We start from the raw sequence: 24,479 nt of genomic DNA on the forward strand, positions 1-24,479 counted from the left end.
CTCAACCACCTTTCACTGAGCCGGCGAGCAGCCCGCGGACGAAATAGCGCTGCAGCGAGAAGAATACGATCAGCGGCACGACAATGGTGATGAAAGCCGATGTCGTCAGGATCTCCCAGTCGCCGCCGCGCGAGCCGAGCAACGCATTGAGCTTGGCGGTCAGCACGATCTGGTCGCCCTCAGTGCCGAGGAAAACCATCGCAACCAGCAGGTCGTTCCACACCCACAGAAACTGGAAGATGGCGAAGGAGGCCAGCACCGGGAACGACAGCGGCAGCACGATCTTGACGAAGATCTCGAAATCGCTGGCGCCGTCGATGCGCGCCGATTCCATGATTTCGCGCGGCAGGCCGGCAATGTAGCTTCTCAGGAGATAGATAGCGAAAGGCAGACCGAAGCCGGTATGCGCCAGCCAGATGCCGAGATAGGTTTTGGACGGCACGCCGAAGAAGCTGCCGACGCCGTTGTAGAGCTTCAGCAGCGGGATCAGCGACATTTGCAGCGGCACGACCAGGAGGCCGATGATAACCGCGATGAGCAATGCCCGGCCGGGAAAGCGCATCCAGGCCAGCGCATAGGCCGCGAACGCCGCGATCAGGATCGGGATGACAGTCGCCGGGATGGTGACGGTCAGCGAATTCATGAACGAGCGGCCGATGCCCTCCGAAAACAGCACCGTATTGTAATTGTCGGTGGTGAACTTCGGCGGCGCCGACGAGGCGTAGTAGACGCGCTGGCCGCGCTTGCCCTCGAAGGGCTTCGTTGAGGTCATGACGAAACTGCCGTCGGCGTTGAGCTGCAAGGTCTCGCCGTCGCCGAGATCGGCTGTCGTGCCGGCGGGATATTGCGTCGGCGCCGCCGACTTGACGCCGAAGGCGCTGATGTCGCGGGCCGCATCCTCGCCGAAGATGTTGCCCTCGAGGACGAACTTGCCGTCCTTCTCGACTTGCGCCGAGGCGGGTGGCAGCCGGCCCGCTTCCGTCTGGGTGGAACTGGCAAACGAGTTCCACCAGCCCGAGGCGATGATCTGATCCTTGTCGCGCAGCGACGAGACGAGAATGCCGAGGGTCGGGATGGTCCAGATCGCGACGAAGATGAAGACGGCGATATGGACGCCGAAACGGCTGGCAAAAGACTTTCCGGTCGCCACGGCCATCTCAATGTCCTCCCGTCTCTTTGTTCGCCTGGCGGATGTTCCAGACCATGATCGGAATGACCGCGACCATGATGATGATGGCGATGGTCGCGCCACGGCCGAAATCACCGCCGCCGCGGAACATCCAGTCGAACATCAGATTGGCCAGCACCTGGCTATTCCATTGGCCGTTGGTCATGGTCAGCACGATGTCGAACACCTTCAGCACCAGGATGGTGATGGTGGTCCAGACGACGGCGATCGTGCCCCAGATCTGCGGCACCATGATCTTCCAGAAGATCTGGAACGGATTGGCGCCGTCGATGACGGCCGCTTCCAGCGTCTCTTCGGGAATCCCCCGCAAGGCTGAGGACAGGATGACCATGGCAAAGCCGGTCTGGATCCAGATCAGGATGATCATCAGGAAGAAATTGTTCCAGAACGGCAGCGATATCCAGACCTGCGGCTGGCCGCCGAAATACTGGATGATGGCGTTGAGCAACCCGATCTGCGTCTGGCCGGCGCCTCTATACTCATAGATGAATTTCCAGATGACGCTGGCGCCGACAAAGGAGATGGCCAGCGGCAGGAAGATGAGGCTCTTGGCGATGGTGCCCCACCAGATCTTGTCGGTGAGGACGGCGATGATCAGCCCGAGGAAGGTGCAGGCGGCAGGCACGACCGCCAGCCAGATGATGTTGTTGAGGATGGAGGTGCGGAACTCGCGGTCGCCGAACGCCCATTCATAATTGGCGAAGCCGACGAAATTGGCGCCGCCGCGATCGAGGAACGACAGCCTGAGCGTTTCCACGACCGGGTAGATCAAATAGATGGTGAGGATGATCATGGCCGGGCCGACGAACAGCCACGGCCGGATCATCCCCTGCCGGCGCAAATTGTCGATGGCCGCAGCACCTGCGACGCCGCGCGACGGGAAGATGATGTCCACCAGCTTGTTGGCGCCCCAGAAATAGGCGACGCAGCCGCCGACGCCGACGATGATGACAAATATGGCCGAGAAAATCTGAGCCGCCACGGGTCCCTCCCTCTGCGCATGATCCGCCAGTCGAGAATGGCTTTGGCGACGGGATCATGGGCCGATTCAGTTGTTGAGAGCGATCGAACGCAAACCGGTTTCCACCATTGCTGATCGCACTCCAAGCTGGAATGTCGTTGTACTCGTGACAATCGGTGCGGCGCGGGCCGCCGGTCGGATCCGGGCCATTGAGGCCCGGATCCATTCAGGATCGGTAGTCCGCACGTTCAGCCGGGGGCGCCTACTTGATCGCGTCCCAGCTCTTCTGGATGTCGGTGGCGACATCCTGCGCGGACTTGCCGCCGACAAGATCGATCATGCCGGTCCAGAAGGCGCCGGCGCCGATCTTGCCCGGCATCAGGTCGGATCCGTCGAAGCGGAACGTCGAGGCTTCGGCAAGGATTTCGCCCTGCTTCTTCAGCGCGTCGCTGGCATAGGCATCCTTGTTGACCGATTTGAGCGGCGTCACGAAACCGCCCTGGGCCATCCAGATCTCATGGGCGAGCGGCATCTTCAGGAATTCGATGAACGCGCGGGCACCCTTGCTATCCTTGGTGATCATGGCCAGCGTGCCGGCGCCGAGCACCGGGGTGCCGAGGTCAGGCTTAGAGGCGTAAGGTGGGAAGTAGAAGAAGTCGGCATCCTGGCCGATCTCTGTGCCTTCCGGAAAGAAGGTCGGGATGAACGACGCCTGATGATGCAAATAGCACTTCGGCGGCACCGAGAAGAGGCCTTTCGGGCTGTCGCGGAAGTCGGTCGCGGCAACCGCCTTGGCGCCGCCGTCGACCATTTTGTCGTCGGTCGCGATCTTGCCGAAAATGTCGATGGCATTGACCACCGCGGGATCGTTGAACGGAATTTCGTTCTTCACCCACTTGTCGTAAGTTTCGGGCGTCTGGGTGCGCAGCATGATGTCCTCGACCCAGTCGGTCGCCGGCCAGCCGGTGGCGCCGCCCGAACCGAGCCCGATGCACCATGGCGTGCCGCCGTCGGCGATGATCTTCTTTTCGAGCTCGGCGAGCTCTTCCTGCGTCTTCGGCACCTCGTAGTCGGCTTCCTCGAAATTGTCAGGCGAGTACCAGACCAGCGATTTCACGTCGGCCTTGTAGGGAAAGGCGAAGAAGCCCGGCTTGCCGCCCTTGTCGTTGAAGGTGCCGAGATCGACCCATGACTGGCCGGCGCCGTAATTGTCCTTGATCCAGTTGGCGGTGTCGTCGCCGAGCGGCGTCAGCAGGCCCTTGGACGCCAGGTCCTGGATCAGGCCCGGCTGCGGCAGCACGGCAATGTTGGGCGGGCTGCCGGCCTGCGTGTCGATGACGATCTGCTGTTCGTAATTTTCCGACGAGGAGTATTTGATCTCGGCGCCGGTGGCTTCCGAGAAATAGTCGAGAACGGTGCGGATGAGCCCCTCGTCCTCGCCGCGCCATGGCCCGAAGATCGACAGCGTCTCGCCCTTGAGGTCGACCTTCTTGAGGTCTTCGTAATTCGCCCAGTTGAAGCGGGGATCTTCGCCCGGCTTGAACTTCAGTTCGGCTTGCGCCGGCGCGCCCAGGGCGAGCGCGACAAAGGCGGCGCTCAGCAGAAGCATTTTCTTCATCGGTATTCCCTCCCAGTGGTGACAAACACTCGGACGGAACCTCCATTCCGTCCGCCGACGCTGCAGGACTGTGACTCAGTCGGAAAGGAACCGCAACCTTTCGAAGAGTCTTCCAAAGCGCTTTGGTCTTTTCGATCACGCCACTGAATCGATCAGGAGTCAAGAGGGTCACGTGCTAATCGATTTAATTTTCGCGATATAAGAGCAACTGAAGTGCGCTGCAGCATGCTTTTTTGGCGCTGCGGCAGCATATTTTGCTTCAAACTGGTTGGAAACGGTGCTTATGGTCTTTGCATCAGGCAGGGCTGCCCGTAGCGGCTAGGCCGATCCATAGTTAAAGCGCTTTGAGGCTTGGAGGCCTCCGGTGAACCTCAAACAGCTCTCCCACATGCTGGCGCTTTCGCAGACAACGGTAAGCCGCGCGCTGAACGGCTACCCGGAAGTCAATGAGGAAACGCGCCGGCGGGTGATCGACGCAGCCAAGCGCCACGGCTACCGACCCAACCCGAGCGCGCGCCGGCTGGCCACCGGCAAGACCGGGATGATCGGTTATGTCTTGCCGACCGGCACGGCCGTCGACATCGACCCGCATTTCGTCGAATTCCTGTCCGGTCTCGGCGACTATGCCCGTTCGCATGAACTCGACCTGGCGCTGTCCCCGGCCGATGCCGACGACCAGGAGACGACCTACCGGCGTATTGTCGCCAACCGGCAGGTCGACGCCGTCTACATCTCCTCGCCGAAGCCGGCCGACCGGCGGGTGGCGCTGGTCAACACGCTCGGCATCCCGTTTGTCGTCCATGGCCGCAGCGAAGGGCTCGATTTCGACTACCCTTTCACCGACATCGATAATGAGGGTGCCTTCCACGAGGCGGCACGGCTGCTCGTTCAGCTCGGTCACCGGCGGTTGGCGCTGATCAACGGCGACGACCGCGAGACTTTCGCCATCCACCGCGAGCGTGGCGTGCGCCGGGCATTGGCAGCGAGCGGTCTGGTGCTTGGCGAAGGCCATGTCTGTTCCCTCGCCATGACTGAGGAGAACGGCTACCGCGCCGCCAGACGGTTGCTCGAGCAAAGCGATGCGCCGACAGCGATCGCCTGCTCCAGCCTGATCATGGCGCTCGGCGTCGTGCGCGCGGTGCGCGATCTCGGCCTGACCATCCCGGGCGACCTGTCGCTGATCGCCCATGACGACGTCTTCCCCTGGCTGAAGCCGGAGAATTTTTCGGTGCCGTTGTCGACGACGCGTTCGTCGATCCGCCTGGCCGGCGCGCGCGTCGCCGAGCGGCTGGCGGCGCGGATTTCCGGATTGGAGGAGGGCGCCCGCGGCGAAGTCTGGCCGGTCGATCTGGTGATCAGGGGATCGGTCGCCGGCGCGCCGGGTTAGAGGTCCAAATCCAAATCGCTCTGAGCGACGGAGTTCGACCCATTCCAGTCATCCACGTCACTTGCGCGACCGCGCAAGTGACGTGGATGGAAACTTTCGGCCCGTTACCAAACGGCTGGTAAGGACATGGCCGGTCTTCCTGAAAACTTTCATTCTTTCAGGGCTGCCACCATTCATTGAGCCGTCGATGGGCGTGGCTACGATCAGGCATTCGTGGTATACTTTGCCGGCTTGAAACCGTGACGCTTACTGCGGTTTGCCTTGGGAGATGCCGAATGCGCGTGTCCTTGCTCTTCATTGCACTGCTGCTTGTAAAAATCCCGATTGTATCGCATGCCGCCGACATTCACGATGCCGCCATGAACGGCGATGTCGCAGCGATCACGGCTGCGCTGGATGCAGGCGCTGATGTAGATGAGAGTGATGGAAGCGCAACGCCGCTCTATCTCGCGGTCTTTATGGGCCACATCGAAGCGGCAAAACTGCTCATAGAACGTGGTGCCGAAGTCAACGCCCAGACGACTGGTGGTCCACCGCTGATGGCGGCTGTCGGGACAGGCAAGATCGATCTGTTAAATCTGTTGCTGGAGCGGGATGCGGATCCAAATTCCGATCGTGGTGGCGAATTCGCCCTTCATGTCGCCGTCACTCTCGATTGTTTCGACTGCGTGAAGGCACTGGTCGAGGCCGGAGCGGACGTGAATGCGAAGGCAATGCACGGCAAGACGCCGCTCCATCTGGCAAAAAGCAGGGGGCAACGCGAAGTTGCTGACTATCTCTTGGCGCATGGCGTCGTCTTGCCAACACCAGCCCCAATCTCAATGAAGTTGGCTTCTGCCGATGTCGAGAAAGGCCGAACCGACTACAGCCGCCGGTGTACTACTTGCCACGACGCCGAGCCACAGGGAGGGAACAAAATAGGACCCAACTTGTGGAGCGTCGTCGGCCGCGACAAGGCATCCATGGCAGATGTGCGCTACTCCGACACCTTGCTGGGCTGGGAGGGTGTCTGGACGTACGAGGATCTGAACAGATTTCTCTTCGGGCCCATGCTCACCACGCCGGGCGTCAAGATGGAGACTCCCGGTGTCCCGGACGAGACCGAACGGGTCAACATGATCGCCTACTTGCGCACACTCAGCGACAAGCCGATCCCGCTGCCCCCTGGCTGAAGCCGGAGAATTTTTCGGTGCCGTTGTCGACGACGCGTTCGTCGATCCGCTTGGCCGACGCGCATCGCCGAGCGGCTGGCGGCGCGGATTTCCGGCCTGGAGGAGGGCGCCCGCGGCGAAGTCTGGCCGGTCGATCTGGTGATCAGGGGATCGGTCGCCGGCGCGCCGGATTAGAGCAATTCCAGGAAAAGTGTGAAACGGTTTTCCCGGGAAAAGCGCATAGCGCTTTCCCTAGGGAATTGCGCAAAAACAATGAGATAGAGCGGTTCGGCGTTTCCCTGAAACGATGAAGCGCTCTAGGATCATTATCTCGGAGAGAGGCCATCGAGCAGGAAGCCGAGGCCTTTCAGGAAAGCACCATCCCAATCATTATCCAACAGCAGACGAGAGCGTTCGATTGTCGGATAGCGTTCGCTGAGCCGTGTAAGGCGCTGCTGCGCGGCAGCCCTGTCCGCGTCCGAGAGGTCGAAGCTCGCCCGGGTGATGGTGGCGCCCATCACATAGTTCCAGAGCGACCATATCGCGACGTTCACATCGGCGTCCGCCACACCGGCTCGGGACAAGGTCTTGCTCAGCAATTCTAGGCGACCGAGGATGTTTGGGCCGAGCGCCCGGCGCGGCAACAGCGATGCCGACCAAGGATGGCGCAGCATGCTGGCGCGCCAGTCTTCGAGCATATGAACGATTTCTCCGCGCCAGTCTTGAGACGCGACTATTTGCGGCGGTCCGCGATATTCGAGCACTGAGTCGAGCGCCAGATCAAAGACATCCTCTTTGTTGTCGACGTGCCAATATAGGCTCATCACGCCCGAGCCGAGGCGATCGGCCAGCCGGCGCATCGTCAATCCGTCGACTCCCTGGGCGTCCAGAAGTTCCACCGCGGTCGCCACGATGCGTTCCCGAGAGAGCAGCGGTTCACTGCGCGGCTCCTGAACGGGCTGGAGCCGCTCGCTTATCTGTTGAGACCGTTTGCTCCGGGCGCCGCTACGTTTGGCTGCCATCCGTCTTCCTCGCTGTTCAGAACGTCGATTTTGACCGGCCAACGCGACTAATGTCGATCTTGAACGATTGACTCGTACGTCGTACCATACGATTGATCGTACCTCGTACGAGTCAACGTATGGGCTATATGGCTAAAGTTCAATCATGCCGGCCGCGAGGCCACGTTGCTCGCAGTCCGCAGAGCCAAGAGAAAATCATGTCACGCGCAACCAAGCATCTGCTTATCGGAGGGCTAATCATCATGACCATGGGAATTCCCGCTGCCACGACAGCGAATGAGAATGATCTCAAACTGACCATCGTCAATCCACAAAACCTCTACGACCCGTCGCCGAATGGCTACAGCACGGCGGTGATCACGCCCCGCAATGCCAGGGTGGCCTTCATCTCCGGACAGGGCGGCCAAGACAGCACGGGAGCCTTGTCGCCCGACTTCGCTGTTCAGGTTGAGCAGGCCTACGCAAATTTGCACACCGCCCTCGATGCGCTCGGTGCCAGGCCCGATCAGGTCGCCAAGCTCACGGTCTTCGTGGTCGATCACGATATGTTCAAGCTTGAGGTGCTGACCAGGAACGTCAAGGAAATGTTCGGCGAGGCGCTGCCGGCGCAGACACTGCTTCCCGTTCCCAAGCTTGCAATTGACCCCATGCTGTTCGAGGTGGAGGCCGTGGTCATTCTGGAATAGTCGGGCGGCGCTGTTGGCCCGATCGCTCGAATTGAAATGGGTCGAGCGCGCCGCCGATTGTCGCGGACTTATTCCTTGGCCGCTTCGGCCGCCTTGGTGTCCAACAGGCCGTAGCCGAAATCATTGTCTCGTCCCTTGGGGCCGAGATCCTTGGCGGTGGCGGCCAATGCCTTCTCGACCCAGTCGGCGGAACGGTCGGGCGCGGCATGCAACAGATTGGCGACCGCGCCGGACACGATCGCTGCGGCAAACGAGGTGCCGGTGACCACATCCGAGCCGGCGCCGCTCGGCGCCACCATCTCGACGCCGGGGGCGGAGAGGAAGACATAGGCGCCGCGATTGGCCTGCTGCATCAGCCCGTCCTTGGCATCAGTGGCCGTCACCGCGATGACGCTGTCGAAGGCGGCGGGGTAGCCGTAGGGCGCCTTCGGTCCGTTGTTGCCGGCGGCGGCGACCAGCACGATGCCCAGCGCCCGGGCATTGCGGCAGGCGATGCCGAGCAGGTCGTTCTTCGGTCCGACGAAGCTCATATTGATGATGCGAACATCTTGGCTTGCCGCCCAGTCGAGCGCCGACAGGATGATGTCCATGGTCGACTTGCCGCCCTCGAAAGCGCGAGCGTGGTAGATTTTCGCGCCCGGCGCCATGCCTTTGAGTGCGCCGACGCCGGCGATCAGGCCGTCGATCGAGGTGCCATGATCGCGCGCCTCGATCGGCACGTCGGGCATGGCGTCGAACTGATCGGCGATGACGCCGGAGAGTGCTGGATTGGCAGCGTCGATGGCAGTGTCGATGACGGCGACGCGCACATTCTCGCCGCTGGCCGCTTTCGAATCCAGCGCGATGCGCTCGAAGGCATAATTGACGATCGTGGCTGCCTGTTGCAGCGAGTAGATATGGTTGGGCTCGCGCCGCACGGTGCGGCCGTCGGCGGCAAGCTGCGCCAGCACGACGCCGACCGGTCGGCCATCGGGAATGCCGAAGCGCACCAGCGTGGTGCCGAGCAGCAGAGACTGGCGCTGCGAGCGCACCTCGAGGCCAAATGAGGCGGCGATCTGCTGGACGGCGTCGCCGTCTACCGTCACCAGCACCTCGTCGGGCACGAAATCACCGATGACGGCGCGCGGCGGCTCGGCCGCGACGAGATCGCTGGGCGAAACGATCGGACCGCCCGTCGCGGCGGCCTGTATCGCAGGCGCGCCGGCGGCCTGCGGCGGCAGTGCCCGACCGGCCGGATTGCGGCGTGGATCGGGCGTCGGCAGCGGAGCTTGGCCGCCGCCGACCGGGTTGGGAAACAGGTCAACGATCAGCGCAGGAAGAACGACCGCATTTGTCGCGGCGGAACCAGCGCCGGGCTTTTCGCCGCTGCCGTCTCTTGTATCGTCCTCGATACAGTCGGCCGCCGCCGTCGCCCGGTTGAGGCAGTCGATTTCCGTCTGGGTGAGGTTTGGATCATTGGTCTGCGCCAAAGCGGGCGCGGCAGCGAGCGTCATCGCCGCCACAAGGAGCGCCGCAAACCCAATGACCGCCCTAGCCGCCATCAACCGGTTTCCTTCCCTCGACCACAGCCTCGGCGAACGGCTGGGCGGCAATAAGGCCGAGCACTTTTTCATAGTCGGCGGCCGTCGTGGCGGGGATGCCAAGGCGGAAGACACCGTCGGCGGTCGGCCCGCCGGCAATCTTCAGCTGGTGTTCGCCAAGAAAAGCGACAATGTCGGCCATCTTCGCATCCGGCTTGAACTTCACCAGCGCGAACGGCATTTTCGCCAGATCGCCTTGTTGGCCGGCAATTTCGAAATCGCCGCCCTTGCCACCTGGCTGAACAACCGATTGCACCATGACGAGGGCAAGCAGTGCTGCCGCCGCAGCCCAGGCGACGCCGGCCGGCACCGCCATGAAGCGGCCCCACGCCTGCGCCAGCCAGGACGATGCCGCCGGCGCGCGCACGGGGCCAGCCTCGGCGTCGAGCGCCCGGGCGAAGCGGCCGAGCGCATCGGCCGGCGGGCGGATCGCCTCATTGGATGCAGCGGTGCTGGAGAATTCTGCTTCGGCCTCGCCGAGTGCGGCAAGCGCCGCCGGATCGGACGCCAGCCATTCCTCGACGGCTTCGAGTTCCGATCCTTCCAGCGAGCCGTTCAGATAGAACGGCAGCAGCGTTTCCATTTCATCGCGGCGCGACATCTTTTCAGCGGCGCTCATGGCCACCCCCTGTCGTAACCAGCGGCCTTGAGGGCCTCGCCGAGTTTCTTGCGGGCGTAGAACATCCGGGTCTTGACGGTGGCAACCGGGATGCCGAGCACCTCGCCGATCTCGATCACCGACTGTCCGTGGTAGTAGGCAAGGTCGATCACCGTTCGGTGCTCTTCCGGCAAGGCATCGACGAAGCGCCGCAAGGCGGCGCCCTTGTCTTCCTTCATGGTGACGACTTCCGGCGTGTCGGCGCTGTCGGCGACCTGGGCCGCGTCATCGTCGTCGATCCAGTCTTCCTTCTTCTTGCGCAGCGACGACAGCGCCTTGAAGCGGGCGATGCCGAGCAGCCATGTCGAGACTTCCGAGCGCCCCTCGAAGCCGGGCGCCTGGCGCCACAGTTCGAGAAACACCTCGTTGGCGATATCGTCGGCCATCATTTCCGATCCCGTCTGGCGCACCACGAAGCGGTAGACCCGCGCGTGGTGGCGCATGAACAGGAGCCGCACGGCGGCACGGTCGCCCGTCGCGACCCGGCCGACAAGCGCGCGGTCGGTTTCCGTCGCTGCCGTCATGGCCGGTCGAGCCGCCTGGCTCCTGTCTGCTCTGTCGCCGATCGGCCCAAAAAGGTTCACCGCTTTCCGCCCGGATTTTTGCGGAGGCTAACCGAAGAGCGGAAAGGTTGCCAGAGTATACCGTTGCCCCCCGTTTTTAGGGGTCAGTCTCAGTCAGGGGCACCAAGCAAAAGGCAGCCGTCAGGCTCGCCATGATGGCGGCCACAAGGCGGCTCATCCCAGTCGGCAAGGTGCAGTCGTTCAGCCTCGGGCGGAGCGTCATTGGACGCCGCCGCCGCGCAGGGGATTCCCGACAGGTTTGTAACTCACCGGTCCGCTGCCGGGCGACTAAGGTCCCGATCGCAAACCGCAACCCTCTGAAGAAGTGAAAGTCATGACCAACAACAGCTTTTCGGCCGCGACTCGTGGATCAGTCGCCGATGGCGGTGTTCGACGCGGTCAATCGTCCATGCGACTGGTGAGGCGCATGAAGCCTTGCGCGATCGGAAGGACCTTTCCATGAGACTGATTAGGCTGAAAGCGCCGGGAGGCTTGGAAAATCTCAAGCTGGTCGAGGAAGATTGTCCGAAACCGGGGCCGGGTGAGTTGCTTGTCAGGATACGAGCGTGTTCGTTGAATTTCCACGACAGCATGGTGGCGCTGGGAAAGAAACCGTGCGCCGATGGCCGAATCCCGCTGTCCGATGGCGCTGGAGAAGTGGTTGCGGTCTCAGACGATGTCCAAGAATTCAAGGCCGGAGATGCCGTCGTCAGCACTTATTGGCCCCATTGGCTGGCCGGCGAACCGACGCCAGCCAATAAGAGGGGCGAATTGGGAGATGATGTTGACGGCTATGCCCGCGAGTATGTGTGCATGCCGTGGCATGCCTTCACAAGGGCACCGGCAGACTTCACGCATATGGAGGCGGCAACGCTTACCTGTGCCGGCGTTACCGCCTGGAAAGCCCTGATGGTGTGCGGCCAGGTGAAGCCCGGTGATACGGTGCTGGTCCTTGGCACGGGAAGTGTATCGCTGTTCGCGCTGCAATTCGCAAAAATTGCGGGCGCTCGCGTTATTGCCACCTCTTCATCGGAGGAGAAGCTGGAAAAGCTGAAGCGGTTTGGAGCCGACATTGTCGTCAATTACAAGGCAGTGCCGGATTGGGGCCAGAAGGTAAGGATTTTGACGGACGGACGCGGCGTCGATCACGTGATCGAGGTTGGCGGGCCGGGCACGTTGGCGCAGTCGATAACAGCTTGCAGGATGGGCGGCCACATCGCCCTGATCGGCGTCCTGACTGGCTTTGCCGGACAAGTTTCGATCCCGGCCCTGTTTTCCAATCAGATTAGGATCAGCGGAATTTCTATTGGCAGCAGGGCAGACCAGGAAGACATGATTCGTGCCATCGAGGCCAACCGTTTGAAGCCAGCTATCGACCGCGGTTTTCCGCTGCAGGAGATCGCCAATGCCTTCAAGTACTACGAATCCCAAAAGCACTTTGGCAAGGTTTGTCTCGAACTTTGATACGACATATGCGTCGCTGCTCTATCGTATCTGGCTGCGTTCGGCGCCATATGTCGGCGCCTGCAGGAGAGAGGGCCAGCATTCGTTCAGTCGAGGAACGGCCTGGCCTTCATCGTCGCAGGCACCGGCACGCCGAGGCGGGCAAGCACGGTCGGCGCAAGCTGCAACTGGTCTAACAGCGTGCCGGCCTCCGGCCCCTCGCCCTGTCCGAAATAATACAGAGCAAAATCCTGCATCTCGTCGTCATGGCCGCCATGATGGCCGCGATCGGTCTGGCCGTGATCGGCTGTGACGATGACTTCGTAGCCGGCTTCCCGCCAGCGCGGCAGGAAGGCTGCGAGCATGCCGTCCATCGCATAGACGGCGTGATCCATCTCATGGCAGTCATGGCCGAAGCGGTGGCCCATCGAGTCCAGCGTGCAGGTGTGCAGGATGCCGTAGTCGATGCGGTGGCGCCTGGTCAGCATGGTCAGCGTCGCGAACAGGTCGACGTCGCTCGGCGTCATCTGGTTGCGGGCGTTGTAGCCGGTCATGGTGTGGAACCGGCCATGCGTGATCGGCCCGCCGGGCTCGTCGAACTCCATGTCCTCGACCAGATCGAACGGATAGGCCCGGAAGAATTCAGACCAGTAGGAATGAGTGACCGCGCCGGTCTTGCCGCCGGCCTTGCTGACCTCCGAAAATATATCCGGTTGCTTGACGCGGAACCGGCTCTCGTTGGTCAGGATGCCATGCACTTGCGGTGCCACGCCGGTATGGATCGACGCATAGCAGCAGGCTGAGGTCGACGGCAGAACGGAGCGCATCTTCCAGACACGCGCTTCGCCCGATTGCACCCAGCCTTCGAGATTGCCCATCAGCCGGCGCCAATTGCGGTAAGGCACGCCGTCGAGGATGATGAGCAGAAGTTTTGTATTCAACGCCACCGGGTGTCTAATTCCCGGCGCTTGCCATGCGCCGTCCCTTGATCGCCTTCTCCAGCCAGCCGATCTCCATTTCGGGCACCGAGGACAAGAGAAGGTCTGTATAGTCGTCGAAGGGCGGCGCCAGCACCTGGCTCTTCGCGCCGTAGCGCACCACCTCGCCGCGATACATCACCGCGATCGAATCGGCGATCGACTTCACCGTGGCGAGGTCGTGGGTGATGAACAGATAGGCGACGTTTTCCTCTTTCTGCAGCTCGAGCAGCAGCTTCAGGATGCCGTGGGCCACCAGTGGGTCGAGCGCCGAGGTGACCTCGTCGCAGATGATCAGCTTCGGCTTGGCGGCAAGCGAGCGGGCAATGCAGACGCGCTGCTTTTGGCCGCCGGAAAGCTCGGCCGGGTAGCGGTCGACGAAGCCCTTGCCCATCTCGATCTTGTCGAGCAGCTCGGCGACGCGGGCGTCACGTTGCCTTCCACGCAGACCGAAATAGAATTCGAGCGGCCGGCCGATGATGGTTCCGACGGTCTGGCGCGGATTCATCGCCACGTCGGCCATCTGGTAGATCATCTGCAATTGGCGCAGATCCTCCTTCGGCCGGTCGGCAAGCCGGTTGGCGAGTGGACGTCCGTCGAAGGTGACGGTGCCTTGTTCGGGCGGCAACAGGCCGGTGACGGCGCGCGCCAGCGTCGACTTGCCCGAGCCGGACTCGCCAACCACCGCCAGCGTCTGGCCTGGATAGATGTCGACCGAGACGTTCTTCAGCACCTTGATGTGGCTGCGGCCATAGGCGGCGGTGATGTTCTTGACAGACAGGAACGGCGTCGTGCCGGGCTTCTGTTCCTGGTGCTCGATCTCATGCACCGAGACCAGCGCATTGGTGTATTCCTGGCGCGGTTCCTTGATGATCTGACGGGTGCCGCCCCATTCGACCAGCCGGCCGTGGCGCAGCACCATGATCTCGTCCGAGACCTGGGCGACGACGGCAAGGTCGTGGGTGATGTAGAGCGCCGCGACATGGGTGTCGCGGATGGCGTCCTTGATCGCCGCCAGCACGTCGATCTGCGTCGTCACGTCGAGCGCCGTGGTCGGCTCGTCGAAGACGATCAGGTCGGGCTCGGAACAGAGCGCCATCGCCGTCATCACGCGCTGCAGCTGGCCGCCCGACACCTGGTGCGGAAACCGCTCGCCTATGCTTTCGGGGTTCGGCAGGCTGAGCTTCTTGAACAGTGCGACGGCGCGCTTCTCGGCCGCGGCCCGTGTCGCCGTGCCGTGCAGCAGCGTCGCCTCGACCACCTGGTCCATCAGCCTGTGCGCCGGGTTGAAGGCCGCCGCGGCCGATTGCGCGACATAGCAGACCTCGCGGCCGCGCAGCTTGCGAAAGCCCTCCTTGCCGCCCTTCAGGATGTCGCGGCCGTTCAGGATGACCTCGCCGCCGGTGATGCGGACGCCGCCGCGGCCATAGCCCATCGAGGACAGGCCGATGGTCGACTTGCCGGCGCCGGACTCGCCGATCAGGCCGAGCACCTTGCCCTTCTCGAGCGTCAGTGAGACGTCGTGGACAAGCACGATGTTCTTGGGCGGCTCGCCTGGCGGGAACACCGTGGCCTCGATGCGCAGATTGCGGATATCGAGCAGCACGGACTTTGCTCGCTGGTCAGCCATCACCCGCGCCCTCCCTTCAGGCTTGTCGTGCGATTGAGCACCCAGTCGGCGACCAGATTGACTGAAATCGCCAGCATGGCGATCGCCGCCGCAGGGATGAGCGCCGCCGCGATGCCGAAGACGATGCCATCCTTGTTTTCCTTGACCATGCCGCCCCAGTCGGCGCTAGGCGGCTGCACGCCGAGCCCGAGGAAGGACAGCGTCGACAGGAACAGCACGGCATAGATGAAGCGCAGGCCAAGTTCCGAAACCAGCGGCGACAACGCGTTGGGCAGGATTTCGCGGAAAATGATCCACATGCTGCCTTCGCCGCGCAGCTTGGCCGCCTCGACGAAATCCATGACGTTGATGTCGACGGCGACTGCCCGCGACAGGCGGTAAACGCGGGTCGAGTCGAGGATGCCCATGACCAGGATCAGCGTCACCAGATTGGTTGGCAGCACGGACAGCACGACGAGGCCCATGATCAGCGTCGGAATTGACATCAGGAGATCGACAAGGCGCGACATAAGCGTGTCGAACCAGCCGCCGAAAACCGCCGCCGAGAAGCCGAGGATGGCGCCGAGCGAGAAGGACAGGGCGGTGGCCAGCACCGCGATGAACAGCGTGACGCGGGCGCCGTAGATCATGCGCGAAAGGAGGTCGCGGCCGAGATTGTCGGTGCCCAGCCAATGTGTCGCCGACATCGGTGCCCAGACGTCGCCGACGATCTCGCCATTGCCGTACGGCGCGATCCACGGCGCGAAGATCGCCGCCAGCACGAACAATGCCGTCAGCACCAGGCCGATCAGCGCAGGGATGGGGATGCGTTTTATGTCGAGCATGCCCTCTCCCCTATTTCGGGTGTCTGAGACGCGGATTGGCGACGATCGCCGCTATGTCCGCAACGATGTTCAGGCTGATATAAACGGCGGCGAAGATCAGGCCGACCGCCTGCACCACCGGCACGTCACGCTTGGTGACGTGGTCGACGAGATATTGGCCCATGCCCGGATAGACGAAGATCACTTCGACGACGACGACGCCGACGATCAGGTAGGCGAGGTTGAGCATGACGACGTTGATGATCGGCGCAATCGCATTGGGGAAGGCATGCCTGCGAATGACGGCGAATGCCGAAAGCCCCTTGAGCTCGGCGGTTTCCACATACGCCGACTGCATGACGTTGAGGATCGCGGCGCGCGTCATGCGCATCATGTGGGCGAGCACCACCAGCGTCAGTGCCGCCGCCGGCAGCATGATCGCCTGCATGCGCTCGCCGAACGGCATTCCGTCATAGACCGTCGAGATGCCGGGGAAGATCTGGTATTTCACGGCAAAGAAATAGACGAGCACGTAACCGATGAAGAATTCGGGAAACGACGTCGAAGCAAGCGCCAGTCCGGAGATCAGCTTGTCGACCCAGCCATTGCGGTAACGCACTGCGATCAGGCCGAGGATGATCGCCAGCGGCACGGCCACGACCGCCGCCCAGAAGGCGAGGAACAGCGTGTTCCACAACCGCCCCTTGATCGACGTCGCAATATCCTGCCCGCTTGACATGGCAGTGCCGAGATCGCCGGTCACGACGCCGCCGAGCCAGCGGAAATAGCGGATAAAGGCCGGATCGTTGAGGCCGAGCTGCTCGCGCAGATTGGCGAGCGACTCCGGTGTCGCCGACTGTCCGAGGATGGCTTGCGCGACGTCGCCGGGCAGGATCTGGGTGCCGGCGAAGATCAGGACCGATACGGCCAACAGCAGGAGAATGCCCAGCGCAATGCGCTGGGCCACCAGTTTCACGATGGGTGAGGACATATCCGCAAGGCCGGGCTCAGGCTTCGAGCCAGCACTTTGCCAGAGCGTACCCGTTCATCAGCTCCTGATGCGGATCGTCGACCCAGCCGGCGACCTTGGCGCCCGTCGCGTCGATGAACTGGTTGAACATCGGCAGGATCAGGCCACCTTCGTCGCGGACGAGCATCGCCATGTCGCGATACATCGCCTTGCGCTTGGCTTCGTCGAGCTCGGCACGCGCCGCCAGCACCATCTTGTCGAAATCGGGACGCTTGAAACGCGTGTCGTTCCAGTCGGCCGTCGACAGGTAAGCAGTCGAATACATCTGGTCTTGCGTCGAGCGTCCGCCCCAGTAGGAGGCGCAGAAGGGCTGCTTGTTCCATACTTCCGACCAGTAGCCGTCGCCCGGCTCGCGCTTGATCTCCAGCGTGATGCCGGCCTTGGCCGCGCTCTGCTGGAACAGTTGCGAGGCGTCGACTGCGCCTGGGAAGGCGACGTCCGATGTCCTGAGCAGGACGGCGCCGTCATGGCCCGACTTCTTGTAGTGGAACTTTGCCTTGTCGGGATCGTATTTGCGCTGCTCGATGTCCTCGGAAAACAGCGGATAGGCCGAGTTGATCGGAAAGTCGTTGCCGAGCGAGCCATAGCCTCTGAGGATCTTGTCGAGCATCTCCTCGCGGTCGATCGCCAGCTTCAGCGCCATGCGCAAATCGTTGTTGTCGAACGGCGCCGTGTTGCAATGCATGATGAAGACGTAGTGGCCAGGACCCGCATGGTTGCGGATGGTAACGCCGGGCAGCCGCTTGATCAGGTCGACGATCTTCGGCTCGACGCGGTTGATCATGTTGACCTGGCCGCCCTGCAAGGCAGAAGTGCGCGCCGTGGCGTCGTTGATGACGATGATCTCGATCTGGTCGGCATGGCCCATCTTGTCGGCCTGCCAGTAATTGGCGAACCGCTCGCCGCCATGGCGCACGCCGGGTTCGTTGGTGGTGATCTTGTAGGGTCCGGCCGAGATGCCGGCGTCGGCCTTGTCCTTGCCGCCATTGGGCTGGATGATCAAATGGTAATCGCTAAGCAGATAGGGCAGGTCGGCATTGGCTTCCTTCAGCGTCAGCACGACTTCCTTGCCGCTGGCCTTGATGCTCTCGATGCCTTTCATGTAGCCGAGCGCGCCCGACTTCGACTTCTCGTCCGAATGGCGTTCGAGCGTGGCGGCCACGTCCTCGGCGGTCACCGTCTTGCCATTGTGGAATTCGACGCCGTCGCGGATCTTCAGCGTCCAGACCTTGGCGTCGTCCGACGAGCCGATCTCCTCGGCGATGCGGTTCTCGAGATTGCCTTCCGGGGAAAGCTCGACGATCAGTTCGCCCCACATCTTGCCGAAGGCGAACGGCACCTGGGTCATGAACAGGGCCGGATCGAGGCTGTTGGTGGACTCGCCGCCGACCAGGCCGGCCTTCAGCGTGCCGCCCTTGACCGGACCCGCGGCGCGCGCCGCACTTGAAAGCAGCGAGTTGGCGAAGGTCGCGGTGACGCCGAGCGCTGCCGCCCGGCCGAGAAAATCACGACGGCTCAGTTTGCCGGACGCGACGCGCCGGCTGAGAAATTCCAGTTCGTTCGACATGTTGAGTTCCTCACTCTGTTGGTTCGACCTTGTGGTCGTTTTTTATCATTTCTTGTGAGGAGAATAATGACCGCAAGGGAACGCCGTAAGCAAGACCGAATGCGACATGCCGTGGCGTAAATCGTACGTCGCAATTGGACCAATCCGCATAAGCGCTCAAAGCAGCGCGCGCGGGATTTTCTCTTCGAAAGAGCGCTCGAAAACCAGTTTCTCGCCTTCATAGGCTTCGATTCTGGCGCTTACCATGAAGTTTTGCGCGTCGGACCGCATTTCGGCTGATGTTTCGGTGCGCACCGACCATCCATTTCGCGACAGCGTCTGCGTCCAGTGCGTCTTGCCCGACGCCGACAGTGGATTGTCCGGATGGATCGCCCATGTCTCACTCGCGATGCTGCCATTGGCAAGGCCATGCTCCAGGTCGCGCACCTCGCCGAAATCGTCGACGATGGAAAGCGTGACGATTCCGGTCTTCTCGTCGCGGTCGACATGACGTTCGGAATTGGCGACGCGGACCGTTTCGGTCGCCCAGAGCGCGGCGGCCTCGGGCGAGGGGAACGTGACTTCATCGCGGTGCGCCAGCGGGCGCAACGGCAGCTTCAGTGTCGCCGCCGACAGGTCGAGCCGGACCGGCTCCGGCGATGGCCAGATCATCGGCCAATAGGCGTTCGAAACGGCAATACGCAGGCGGTGGCCTGATGGCACGCGATAGGCGCACTGGTCGAGCACCACACGGGCGCTGACGGTTTCGCCCGGCACCAGCGCCTCGGGGAATTCGTGCGAGTTGCGATGCGTCAGGTTGAGCACGCCATAGGAGATCAGCTCCGACGCGCCGTCGGGATGCACGTCGCACAGCCGGATCGCGATGTTCGCTTGAGGCCGGTCGGACGAAACCCTGACCAGTGCTTCCGGCGCGCCGACAATGTCGATCGCCTGTGTTAGCACCGGCTGGTCGAAACACACCGATAATGCATCGTCGGGGCGCTGGTCGCCGGGCAATTCCGGGCCGAAGGTGAAGGGAAAGTATTCGCCGCCGGCAAGGCCGCAGCTTTGCGGCGAAGCGACGATTACCGGCTTGGCGCCTTCATGGATCAGCTCGATCTCACGTGTCTCGATTTCGGGCGACGGCCACACCGATTCAGCGACCCAGCGGCCCGGCCGCTCCGGATGCCAGCGCGCGGGGCGCACGCTGTCCATCACATAGGCGCGGTAGGCCGGGTCGGCCTCGACGCCGGTGTCGATGCCCTTTAGCCAGCGGTCCCACCAGCGCAAGGCCTCCTGCAGGAAGCCGATCGCTGGTTTCGGTGCTGCGTAGTGCGGGTACTTGTGGATCCAGGGGCCGACGATGCCCTTGACCGGCGCCTCGATATTGGCGGCGAGATGGGAAATGGTGTTGCGATAGCCGTCATGCCAGCCGCCGATCGACAGCACGGCGGCTTTAATGGCGGAATAGTCCTCGCAGATCGAGCCGCGCTTCCAATAGGCGTCGCGGTGCTGGTGCCTCAGCCACAGCGGCGCCAGGAAGGGCTGGTTCTCCAGCCGGGTCAGCCACAGGTCGCGCCATCTGTTGTCGCCGGCCAGCAGCGGGTCCGGCGGTCGCGACGAATAGGACAGCATGGTCGAGGCCCAGCCGAAGTTCTCGATCAGCAGGCAGCCGCCCTTGTAGTGGATGTCGTCGGCATAGCGGTCGACGGTCGAGCAGAGACTGATCACCGCCTTCAGCGCCGGCGGCTGCTTGGCTGCTGTCTGCAGGCAGTTGAAGCCGCCCCAGGAGATGCCCATCATGCCGACTTTGCCGTTGCACCAGGGCTGGGCCGCCGCCCAGGCGATCACATCACAGGCGTCCTGCAATTCCTGCTCGGAATATTCGTCATCCATAAGCCCTTCGGAATCGCCATTGCCGCGCATGTCGACGCGGATCGAGGCGTAGCCGTGGCCGGCGAAATAGGGATGCGTCAGCTGATCGCGAAAGATCGTGCTGTCGCGCTTGCGGTAAGGCAGATGCTCAAGGATCGCCGGCACCGGATCGTCGCTGGCGTCGTCGGGCATCCACACTCGCGCCGACAGCCGGCAGCCATCCGGCATGACGATCCCCATATCCGGAAATTCGACGACCTTGCGGGGAAATTCAGTGACGGTTTTCATGCTGGGCTCCTAGGTGACTGCATGATGGAGCCCAAGCCTGCCGCGTCGTGGGCCAGCCAACGAATTCGGCTGGTCAATCCGCGTCAACTCAACGGAATGTCGTTCTCGGTCTTGCTCGCCTGGTAAGCGCTGGACAGTTCGTCATAGCGCGCCGAAATGGTGCCGATCCGCGTTTCCAGCCGCAGGCGCTCGGCCTCGGGCAGTGACCGCACCAATTTGCGGATCGAAAAGCTCTTCCAATAGGCGTTCTCGGCATTGTAGCCGCCGGGGTCGAGGGTGAAGACCTCCTTCAGGATTTTCAAATCGTGCGGAATGGCGAAGCTGTCGCGCGAATCCTCGTGGCTGAACAAATAGTAGAAATTATCGAAGCCGGTCCAGGTGATCGCCGACAGGCAGAGCGAGCAGGGTTCGTGCGTGGCGAGGAAGATGGCGTCCTTGGTGTCGACGCGCTCGGCCTTCGGCATTTCATAGAATCGCTTCAGGCAGTGCACTTCGCCATGCCAGAGCGGATTCTCCGTCTCGTTGTTGGTTTCAGCGAGCACCAGCGAGCGGTCGCCCTTTCTCATGATCGCCGCGCCGAACAGCTTATTGCCGTGGGCGACGCCTTCGGCCGTCTTCGGCACGATGTCATGCTCGATGACGTCGAGCAGGCGGTCGATCAGCGAGACGTCGGCCATCATGCGGTCCCATCGGGAAGGTGGATCTCGTAGGCGTGCGAGAAATGGCACTCTTCGAGGTTGGAGCCGTCGCCGCCGCGATCGACGACGAGAAAATCCTGGGCCTCGCCGATCGGCGTCAGCACGCCGTGCCACAGATTGCGCGGATAGTTGACGCCTTGCCCGGGCGCGGTGATGAAGGCGTGCGGCTCGCCTGGACCTTCGTCGCCATCATGGCAGACGATGACCAGGAACGGCCGTGGCGACAGCGGGATGAAGGCCTGGCTGCCGAACGGGTGACGCTCGACCATGGTGAGCTTCAGCGGAAAATCGTAGGGCGCGCCCCGCACCATGGAGATCAGCACGCGCGCATTCGGCCCCAGCGCTTGCGCCGTGGCGAGGTCGTGATAACGCTCGGCCTTGCCGCCATTGATCGGGTAGTGATTGTCGCCGCCCATATCGATGACGTCGCCGAATTCGGCGAAGCTCTCGCGGGTCAGCGGCCGGGCGACAATGCGGCTCATGGCACGCGCTTCGCGATGCCGGCACCGCCAAGCTTGGCGTGCCGATTGACGTCCTTGTAGAGAAGATAGCGGAATTTGCCGGGCCCGCCGGCATAGCAGGCCTGCGGGCAGAAGGCGCGCAGCCACATATAGTCGCCGGCCTCGACCTCGACCCAGTCCTGGTTGAGGCGATAGACCGCCTTGCCTTCCAGCACATAGAGGCCGTGCTCCATGACATGGGTTTCGGCGAAGGGGATAACCGCGCCGGGCTCGAGCGTGACGACGGTGACATGCATGTCGTGGCGCATGTCTTCAGGATCGACGAAGCGCGTCGTCGCCCATCTGCCTTCGGTGCCGGGCATGGGCGTGGGCGCGATGTCCCTTTCGTTGGCAAAAAAGGCCTGCGGCGGATCGATGTCTTCAACGGCGTCGTAGGCCTTGCGGATCCAGTGGAAGCGGACAGCAGCACCACTCTCGTTGCGAACGGTCCATCCGCTGGCCGGCGGCAGGAAAGCAAAGCCACCCGGCTGCAGGACATGTTTCTCGCCAGCCAGCAAGACGCTCAGCTCGCCCTCGACCACGAACAAGACGCCCTCGGCGCCGGCATCCGGTTCCGGCCGGTCGCTGCCGCCGCCGGGCGCGACCTCGACGATATATTGCGAGAACGTCTCGGCGAAGCCGGACAATGGGCGCGACAGCACCCAGACTCGGGTTTTGTCCCAGAACGGCAAGGCGCTGGTGACGATGTCCTGCATCACGCCTCGGGGAATGACTGCATAGGCCTCGGTGAAGACGGCCCGGCCGGTCAGCAGCTCGCTCTGGCCGGGGTGGCCGCCATGCGGCGCGTAATAGGTTCGGTCGGCCATCTTGATCGTATCCATGAGTTCAAGCCTATTGCGGGAGCCAAAGCCCATTACGGAAGTAAGTCCTTGAGGCGAAGCAGCGCGATGCGCTCGACCTGTTTGCAAGCGGTGTCGAATTCGACGCCGCGGGTGTTGCCGCTGCGCGCCTCGAACTCCGCCAGGATTTCCACCTTGGTCTTGCCTTTCACCGCGATGATGAAGGGAAAGCCAAAGGACGTGACGTAGGCGGCATTGAGTTTTGAGAACAGCTCGCGCTCCTTATCGGTCAGTGCGTCGAGCCCGGCTGAAGCCTGCTCTCTGGCCGATTCCGCCGTCAGCCGCTTGGCCTGCGCCAATTTGCCGGCAAGGTCGGGGTGGGCGTTGAGCACGGAGAGCCGCTCGGCCTCGCTGGCGCCGCGAAAGACACGACACAGTGCATTATGGAGGCCGCCGGCGCTGTCATGCGCCGGGCCGAGCTCCAACTCGTAGGCGCGTTCGGCGATCCACGGCGAATGCTCGAACATCCCACCGAATGCCTGGACGAAGGCCTCGAACTCCATTTTCGACGGGCGCAGCGCCGGCCGCCGGAACGGATGGGTCTCCTGCCAGTGCCTGGCGATGTCGATGCGCCGCGCCAGCCATACCTTGTCGTGCGATTTGACGTAGTCGACAAAGCGCTTGAGCGCCGCGACCCGGCCCGGCCGGCCGACGAGACGGCAGTGCAGGCCGATATTCATCATGCGCGGCCGCCCTAGCTTCCCCTCGGCATAGAGCGTGTCGAAACTGTCCCTGAGATAGGCGAAGAACTGGTCGCCCGAGTTGAAGCCTTGCGGCGTCGCGAAGCGCATGTCGTTGGCGTCGAGCGTGTAGGGGATGATGAGTTGCGGCTTTGTCGACCCGTCCGGCCCATCATGCTCGAACCAGTAAGGCAGTTCGTCGTCATAGGTGTCCGACACATAGTCGAAGCCGCCTTCTTCCGCCGCCAGCCGCACAGTGTTGATCGACGTGCGGCCGGTGTACCAGCCGGTCGGCCGTGCCCCGGTCACCTCGTAGTGTAGCTGGATCGCCGCTTCCATGTCGCGGCGCTCGTCTTCCGGCGCATGGTCGCGATAGTCGATCCATTTCAGCCCGTGCGAGGCGATCTCCCAGCCGGCCTCCTGCATCGCCGCGACCTGGTCGGGCGAACGCGCCAGCGCTGTGGCGACGCCGTAGCAGGTGACCGGCACCTCAGCCTCGGTGAACAGGCGCAGCAATCGCCAGAAGCCGGCGCGCGCGCCATATTCGTAGATCGATTCCATATTCCAATGGCGCTGGCCAAGCCAGGGCGCGGCGCCGACGATCTCGGAGAGGAAAGCTTCCGAAGCCTTGTCGCCATGCAGGACGCAGTTCTCGCCACCTTCCTCGTAATTGACGACGAACTGCACCGCCACATGCGCCCCGCCAGGCCATTTCGGATCCGGCGGATTGGCGCCGTAGCCACGCATGTCTCGTTCGTAACGCATTGTCGCTCCTGCCGGATGGTGTGATCAGGATAGTCGAAAGGGCCGCTTGCGCATTCCCCCGAAATTTTTGAAAGTGTTTTTGCAGCACTCCGCTCGACCGGAACTTATGCATCGCCTTTAATTGGCGCACAATTCGTCAAACATGTTCGACGGTACCGGGCATGTTCGACTGTACCGGGAATGGGAGCAGCCAGTGGCGGAAACGTCGAAAGCCGAAGGCGGACGTCTGACGACCCATGTCCTCGACACCGCGACCGGCAGGCCGGCGGCAGGCCTGTCGATCGAGCTTTACAGCATCAACGGCGACATGCGGACGCATCTGAAGACGGCGGTCACCAATGCCGACGGCCGCTGTGACGCGCCGCTGCTTGCCAACGCGGAATTCCGCACCGGCGAATACGAGCTGGTCTTCGCGGCCGGCGACTATCTGCGCCGGCAGGGATTGAGGCTGCCGGATCCGGCCTTCCTCGACAGCGTGCCGATCCGCTTCGGCATGGCCGAGCCGGTGCACTATCATGTGCCACTGCTCATATCGCCTTACGGCTATTCGACCTATCGCGGGAGCTGAT

22 protein-coding genes and 1 pseudogene are annotated in these 24,479 nt (G+C 62.7%); 6 read left to right on the forward strand and 17 right to left on the reverse strand.

The features are described from left to right. Nucleotide 1: 1 nt before the first annotated feature. The 3 genes from RPG13_RS08230 to RPG13_RS08240 all read right to left on the reverse strand — a co-directional run bounded on the left by RPG13_RS08230 (nucleotide 2) and on the right by RPG13_RS08240 (nucleotide 3,768). Complete coding sequence (locus RPG13_RS08230; protein WP_126103953.1) at nucleotides 2–1,156, reverse strand: carbohydrate ABC transporter permease; 1,155 nt, start codon at nucleotides 1,154–1,156, stop codon at nucleotides 2–4. A gap of 1 nt (nucleotide 1,157) precedes the next feature. Beyond that, nucleotides 1,158–2,171, reverse strand: coding sequence for a carbohydrate ABC transporter permease (locus RPG13_RS08235; RefSeq protein WP_126103952.1), 1,014 nt, complete (start codon nucleotides 2,169–2,171; stop codon nucleotides 1,158–1,160). A 241-nt stretch (nucleotides 2,172–2,412) separates the two neighbouring features. Next, on the reverse strand, nucleotides 2,413–3,768 hold the full coding sequence (locus RPG13_RS08240; protein ID WP_337124821.1) for an ABC transporter substrate-binding protein: 1,356 nt from the start codon (nucleotides 3,766–3,768) through the stop codon (nucleotides 2,413–2,415). 364 nt (nucleotides 3,769–4,132) lie between these two features. Between RPG13_RS08240 and RPG13_RS08245 the strand changes: the two genes are divergently transcribed. From RPG13_RS08245 to RPG13_RS08255, 3 genes and pseudogenes are all read left to right on the forward strand, one after another. Then, nucleotides 4,133–5,155, forward strand: coding sequence for a substrate-binding domain-containing protein (locus tag RPG13_RS08245; RefSeq protein WP_292624333.1), 1,023 nt, complete (start codon nucleotides 4,133–4,135; stop codon nucleotides 5,153–5,155). 275 nt (nucleotides 5,156–5,430) lie between these two features. Continuing rightward, complete coding sequence (locus RPG13_RS08250; RefSeq protein ID WP_292624331.1) at nucleotides 5,431–6,327, forward strand: ankyrin repeat domain-containing protein; 897 nt, start codon at nucleotides 5,431–5,433, stop codon at nucleotides 6,325–6,327. Beyond that, nucleotides 6,312–6,501, forward strand: a pseudogene (locus tag RPG13_RS08255) (transcriptional regulator); the annotation flags it as partial. The gene RPG13_RS08250 and the pseudogene RPG13_RS08255, both read left to right, overlap by 16 nt. Before the next feature lie 131 nt (nucleotides 6,502–6,632). Here the strand turns inward: RPG13_RS08255 and RPG13_RS08260 are convergent. Then, nucleotides 6,633–7,328 carry a TetR/AcrR family transcriptional regulator gene (locus RPG13_RS08260; RefSeq protein WP_337124822.1) on the reverse strand — a complete coding sequence of 232 codons (696 nt, stop codon included), beginning with the start codon at nucleotides 7,326–7,328 and terminating at the stop codon, nucleotides 6,633–6,635. 197 nt (nucleotides 7,329–7,525) lie between these two features. On the opposite strand from RPG13_RS08260, the gene RPG13_RS08265 reads away from it, so the two are divergent. Further along, nucleotides 7,526–8,014 (forward strand): RidA family protein, encoded by a 489-nt coding sequence (locus tag RPG13_RS08265; protein ID WP_337124823.1) that lies wholly within the window; start codon nucleotides 7,526–7,528, stop codon nucleotides 8,012–8,014. A gap of 68 nt (nucleotides 8,015–8,082) precedes the next feature. Here RPG13_RS08265 and RPG13_RS08270 read toward each other — a convergent pair whose 3' ends face one another. The 3 genes from RPG13_RS08270 to RPG13_RS08280 are packed head-to-tail and all read right to left on the reverse strand — an operon-like array spanning nucleotide 8,083 to nucleotide 10,776. Continuing rightward, nucleotides 8,083–9,555, reverse strand: a complete 1,473-nt coding sequence (locus RPG13_RS08270) for a S8 family serine peptidase (protein ID WP_337124824.1) — start codon at nucleotides 9,553–9,555, stop codon at nucleotides 8,083–8,085. Next, a complete protein-coding gene (locus RPG13_RS08275; protein ID WP_337124825.1) occupies nucleotides 9,545–10,213 on the reverse strand; it encodes an anti-sigma factor in 669 nt (222 codons plus the stop codon). The genes RPG13_RS08270 and RPG13_RS08275 overlap by 11 nt, the downstream gene beginning before the upstream one ends. Next, nucleotides 10,210–10,776 carry a sigma-70 family RNA polymerase sigma factor gene (locus RPG13_RS08280; protein ID WP_337124826.1) on the reverse strand — a complete coding sequence of 189 codons (567 nt, stop codon included), beginning with the start codon at nucleotides 10,774–10,776 and terminating at the stop codon, nucleotides 10,210–10,212. The genes RPG13_RS08275 and RPG13_RS08280 overlap by 4 nt, the downstream gene beginning before the upstream one ends. Nucleotides 10,777–11,274: 498 nt before the next feature. Between RPG13_RS08280 and RPG13_RS08285 the strand changes: the two genes are divergently transcribed. Continuing rightward, nucleotides 11,275–12,279 (forward strand): zinc-dependent alcohol dehydrogenase family protein, encoded by a 1,005-nt coding sequence (locus RPG13_RS08285; RefSeq protein WP_126107272.1) that lies wholly within the window; start codon nucleotides 11,275–11,277, stop codon nucleotides 12,277–12,279. A gap of 86 nt (nucleotides 12,280–12,365) precedes the next feature. Here RPG13_RS08285 and RPG13_RS08290 read toward each other — a convergent pair whose 3' ends face one another. From RPG13_RS08290 to puuE, 10 genes are all read right to left on the reverse strand, one after another. Next, a complete protein-coding gene (locus RPG13_RS08290) occupies nucleotides 12,366–13,205 on the reverse strand; it encodes an alkaline phosphatase family protein (RefSeq protein WP_126103944.1) in 840 nt (279 codons plus the stop codon). 7 nt (nucleotides 13,206–13,212) lie between these two features. Beyond that, nucleotides 13,213–14,865 (reverse strand): ABC transporter ATP-binding protein, encoded by a 1,653-nt coding sequence (locus RPG13_RS08295; RefSeq protein ID WP_095484406.1) that lies wholly within the window; start codon nucleotides 14,863–14,865, stop codon nucleotides 13,213–13,215. Then, nucleotides 14,865–15,689: an ABC transporter permease gene (locus RPG13_RS08300; RefSeq protein WP_095484405.1), complete on the reverse strand. Its 825-nt coding sequence runs from the start codon at nucleotides 15,687–15,689 to the stop codon at nucleotides 14,865–14,867. The genes RPG13_RS08295 and RPG13_RS08300 overlap by 1 nt, the downstream gene beginning before the upstream one ends. A gap of 10 nt (nucleotides 15,690–15,699) precedes the next feature. Further along, nucleotides 15,700–16,659 carry an ABC transporter permease gene (locus RPG13_RS08305; protein WP_095484404.1) on the reverse strand — a complete coding sequence of 320 codons (960 nt, stop codon included), beginning with the start codon at nucleotides 16,657–16,659 and terminating at the stop codon, nucleotides 15,700–15,702. 16 nt (nucleotides 16,660–16,675) lie between these two features. Beyond that, complete coding sequence (locus tag RPG13_RS08310; protein ID WP_095484403.1) at nucleotides 16,676–18,265, reverse strand: ABC transporter substrate-binding protein; 1,590 nt, start codon at nucleotides 18,263–18,265, stop codon at nucleotides 16,676–16,678. A gap of 156 nt (nucleotides 18,266–18,421) precedes the next feature. Continuing rightward, nucleotides 18,422–20,407 carry a CocE/NonD family hydrolase gene (locus tag RPG13_RS08315; RefSeq protein WP_337124827.1) on the reverse strand — a complete coding sequence of 662 codons (1,986 nt, stop codon included), beginning with the start codon at nucleotides 20,405–20,407 and terminating at the stop codon, nucleotides 18,422–18,424. A gap of 83 nt (nucleotides 20,408–20,490) precedes the next feature. Continuing rightward, nucleotides 20,491–21,084, reverse strand: coding sequence for a nucleoside deaminase (locus RPG13_RS08320; RefSeq protein WP_126107271.1), 594 nt, complete (start codon nucleotides 21,082–21,084; stop codon nucleotides 20,491–20,493). Further along, nucleotides 21,084–21,587 (reverse strand): ureidoglycolate lyase, encoded by a 504-nt coding sequence (locus RPG13_RS08325; protein ID WP_126103942.1) that lies wholly within the window; start codon nucleotides 21,585–21,587, stop codon nucleotides 21,084–21,086. The genes RPG13_RS08320 and RPG13_RS08325 overlap by 1 nt, the downstream gene beginning before the upstream one ends. Further along, nucleotides 21,584–22,447 (reverse strand): bifunctional allantoicase/(S)-ureidoglycine aminohydrolase, encoded by an 864-nt coding sequence (locus tag RPG13_RS08330; RefSeq protein WP_126103941.1) that lies wholly within the window; start codon nucleotides 22,445–22,447, stop codon nucleotides 21,584–21,586. Before RPG13_RS08330 ends, RPG13_RS08325 begins: the two co-directional genes overlap by 4 nt. 32 nt (nucleotides 22,448–22,479) lie before the next feature. After that, nucleotides 22,480–23,910 (reverse strand): allantoinase PuuE, encoded by a 1,431-nt coding sequence (gene puuE, locus RPG13_RS08335; protein WP_095484399.1) that lies wholly within the window; start codon nucleotides 23,908–23,910, stop codon nucleotides 22,480–22,482. Between the two features lie 193 nt (nucleotides 23,911–24,103). Between puuE and uraH the strand changes: the two genes are divergently transcribed. Continuing rightward, nucleotides 24,104–24,478, forward strand: a complete 375-nt coding sequence (gene uraH, locus RPG13_RS08340; protein WP_095485053.1) for a hydroxyisourate hydrolase — start codon at nucleotides 24,104–24,106, stop codon at nucleotides 24,476–24,478. Nucleotide 24,479 lies beyond the last annotated feature (1 nt).

This window comes from Mesorhizobium sp. ISC15 (genome assembly GCF_037162615.1).
Classification (GTDB): domain Bacteria; phylum Pseudomonadota; class Alphaproteobacteria; order Rhizobiales; family Rhizobiaceae; genus Mesorhizobium; species Mesorhizobium mediterraneum.